General features: G+C 67.5%; 3 protein-coding genes. All 3 read right to left on the bottom strand.

Going from position 1 to position 3,349, the window contains the following annotated elements; all coding sequences use genetic code 11:
* Positions 1-763 precede the first annotated feature (763 nt).
* Positions 764-1,138, bottom strand: a complete 375-nt coding sequence (rplL, locus tag ACFE65_RS06955; protein WP_375381620.1) for a 50S ribosomal protein L7/L12 — start codon at positions 1,136-1,138, stop codon at positions 764-766.
* Positions 1,139-1,226: 88 nt separating this feature from the next.
* Complete coding sequence (gene rplJ, locus ACFE65_RS06950) at positions 1,227-1,775, bottom strand: 50S ribosomal protein L10 (protein WP_375381619.1); 549 nt, start codon at positions 1,773-1,775, stop codon at positions 1,227-1,229.
* Between the two features lie 414 nt (positions 1,776-2,189).
* On the bottom strand, positions 2,190-3,320 hold the full coding sequence (locus ACFE65_RS06945; RefSeq protein ID WP_375381618.1) for an alpha-hydroxy-acid oxidizing protein: 1,131 nt from the start codon (positions 3,318-3,320) through the stop codon (positions 2,190-2,192).
* Positions 3,321-3,349 lie beyond the last annotated feature (29 nt).

Below are 3,349 nucleotides of genomic sequence, written 5' to 3'. Positions count from 1 at the left end.
TAACCCCTCTGAATCAGCGATCGCGCTCATCCGCAAGGGGGTGAGTAATTACGAACTTTCGACTGGATGACCCGTATCGGTGCAATGTATTCCATAGCGACGACTATATCTATCGCCAGTGGTCACGGTTTTTCGAAGTAATAGAGATTTTGCCGCGCGCCTCAGATGCTCAGGCAGTGGTGGTATTGCGCCGGCAAGATTGACTATCTGGCAGTGGTAGCGTTGTGCGCCTTGTTCTCGAGTCTGCCTTACGTAGAGTCCCATTGCCTTGGCGGGAAGGCAGAACTTCCATCCTCAACCAATCCCGGCATCTTTGATGCAAAGCTCAAAAGCTATGCATCAGGGCAGGGAAAGTCGGGATCTACGCGCTCTCGTGATGTATATATCCGATGCGCAACGGGTGCATGATCCACGGCTATGCGTTGGATGGTCTGCCGCGCTTTACGCGAAACGCTGCGTCCCTCATCCCGCGATCGGTCGCTACGCGCTCGTCGCGCTGCTTCAGGCGGCCTTCTAGCTTCGGATCGCGCGTTATATCGTCGATCGTCGACGGTCGTTGCTGGTGGACGACGGTGTGACGCTGACTATCGGTCGGCCATCGCGGCGACATGACGCGAAAGGGGCGACGCCATCGCTGGCGTCGCCCCTTCTGGCGGGTCGTCACGGGAGCAAGTCCCGTGACGTCAGACGGCGCAAGGCGCCGCTGGCCGGCCTTGCGGGAAGTGCGCAACAGCTTTGCTGCCGCGTCTCTCCCGCTTTCGGCTTACTTGATCTCCACCGTCGCGCCGGCAGCTTCCAGCTGCGCCTTGATCTTGGCGGCCTCGTCCTTCGACACGCCTTCCTTGACGGCCTTGGGCGCGCTCTCGACCAGGCTCTTCGCCTCGGTAAGGCCGAGCGAGGTGATCACGCGGACCTCCTTGATGACGTTGATCTTCTTGCCGCCGTCGCCGGTCAGGATCACGTCGAACTCGGTCTGCTCCTCGGCGACCGGCGCGGCCGGGCCACCGGCGGCAGGCGCCGCGGCGACGGCGGCGGCGGCCGAGACGCCCCACTTTTCTTCGAGCAGCTTGGAAAGCTCCGACGCCTCGAGGACGGTAAGCTGCGACAGCTGGTCAACCAGCGAGTTCAGGTCTGCCATGTGCTTCTTCCTTGTTTGTTATGCCAGCGCACGCTGGCATCTCTTCATTGTTGAGCGACTCCAGCGTTTGCTGGGGTGACGAGTATCTTCAGGCGGCTTCGGTTTCCGCCACGGCGCCTGCGTCGGCGCCGTTCTTCTCGGCATAGGCGGACAGCACGCGCGCGATCTGCGCGGCCGGAGCCTGTGCGATCGTCGCGAGCTTGGTGGCAGGCGCCACCAGCAGGCCGACGATCTTTGCCCGAAGCTCGTCGAGCGAGGGCAACGTCGCCAGCGCCTTGACGCCGTCCACGTCGAGCGCGGTGGCGCCCATCGCGCCGCCGACGATCTCGAACTTGTCGGTCGTCTTGGCGAAGTCCACCACCACGCGCGCGGCGGCCACGGGGTCGATCGAGCTGGCGAGACCGACCGGCCCGGTCAGCATGTCGCCGAGCGAGAGATAGTTGGTGCCGTCCAGCGCGATGCGGGCGAGCTTGTTCTTCGAGACCTTGTAGGCCGCGCCGGCTTCCCGCATCCGGTTGCGCAATACCGTCGACTGCGCCACCGTCATCCCCAGGTTGCGGGTGACGACCACCACGCCGACCTCGGAGAAGGTCTGCTTGAGCTCGGCGACGGCTGCGGCTTTTTCACCACGATCCATGCCATTCTCCACTTGGGGCGGACCACCGGAAGGCGGCACGCCCGGTTACCGGCGTAGCGACAGGCCACGTCGACCCCGGCGAGGCAACGAGCCGCACCGGATCAGTCCAGCGATGGGGAATGGGTGCGCGAGGAAATTGCCCCCGACGCAAGCCGGCACGCAGCCGGCGATCCTGTCCCCGCCTCGGCGGGGAATTAAGGCCTCCGGAGAGGCCACCCGCTGTCTCGGACGGGTCCGGCGGGCGCGATGCCTGTCGGACGTTGTTTGGGCCCATAATGGACAGAGGCGGGACCGTCAATCATCCGCTGTCGCCCTCACCCTTCCGCGCCTGATGGCGCTCCCTCCCTCTCCCGCCGGGAGAGGGAAGGGGCCCGCCGGCGCAGCCGGTGGGAAGGGTGAGGGCGATGGATCAAGCTACACCCGCACCGCGCCCGCCTCCCTCACATCCGCCAGCGTCGGCCAGCCGTTCACCGCCATCAGCAGGTCCGCCTCCGCCAACAGGCAGCGCAGCACATGCGCGGCCCCGTCGGCGCCGCCCAGCGCCAGGCCATAGCTGTACGGCCGACCCACCCCCACCAGCGAGGCGCCCAATGCGACCGCCTTCACCACGTCGGTGCCCGATCGCACGCCCGAGTCGAAGAACACCGGCACGTCTCCGCATACCGGCGCCACCTTGGCCAGGCAGTCGATCGCCGCGACGCCGCCGTTCGCCTGGCGCCCGCCGTGGTTGGAGACGTAGATCGCGTCCGCCCCGCCGTCGATCGCGCGGGCCGCGTCGTCGGGGTGGCAGATGCCCTTCAGCACCAGCGGCAGGCTGGTGAGCGAGCGGAGCCACGGCAGGTCCGCCCAGGTCAGCACCCGACCGAACGTCGCCGCCCACGCGCCGATCGCCGCGCGGGGATCCTCCTCGGGCGGCTTGGCGAGGCGGCTGCGGAAGACGGGGTCGGTGAAGTAGTTGGTGAGCACATGGCCGCGCAGCTGCGGGAAATTGGCGACGTTCAGGTCGCGCGGGCGCCAGCCGGTCACCCAGGTGTCGAGCGTCACCACCAGCGCCTTCGCGCCGGCGCGCTCGGCCCGCGACACGAGGCTCGCGGCCAGTTCCTCATCGCGCGGGCAATAGAGCTGGAACATCGCCGGTGTCGTGCCGCATGCCGCCGCCACCTGTTCGACCGGATCGTTGGACAGGGTCGAGATCGCCAGCGGCACGCCCGTCACCGCCGACGCGCGCGCCGCGGCCAGGTCGCCGTGCCCGTCCTGCGTACAAAGCCCCGTCACGCCGATCGGCGCCATGAACAACGGCGATGCCAGGTCCATCCCCAGCACCCGCACCGACAGGTCGCGCTTGCCTGCATCCACCAGCATCCGCGGCACCATGCCCCAGCGCGCGAACGCGTCGGCGTTCCACCGCTGGGTGTGCTCGTCGCCGCACCCGCCCTGGACATAGCCGAGCACCGACGGCGGCATCGCGGCGGGGATGCTGGCGGTCGGGCAGCCCGTGCACTGCGTCTGGACGGGGCGGCGGCTGTCCGCGGAGGCGCTGGACATCGACCACTGCCTGCCCTGGTCGGCCTGGC

The organism is uncultured Sphingomonas sp. (assembly GCF_964237335.1).
GTDB lineage: Bacteria > Pseudomonadota > Alphaproteobacteria > Sphingomonadales > Sphingomonadaceae > Sphingomonas.
This window is presented reverse-complemented; position numbering and strand designations above follow the sequence as displayed.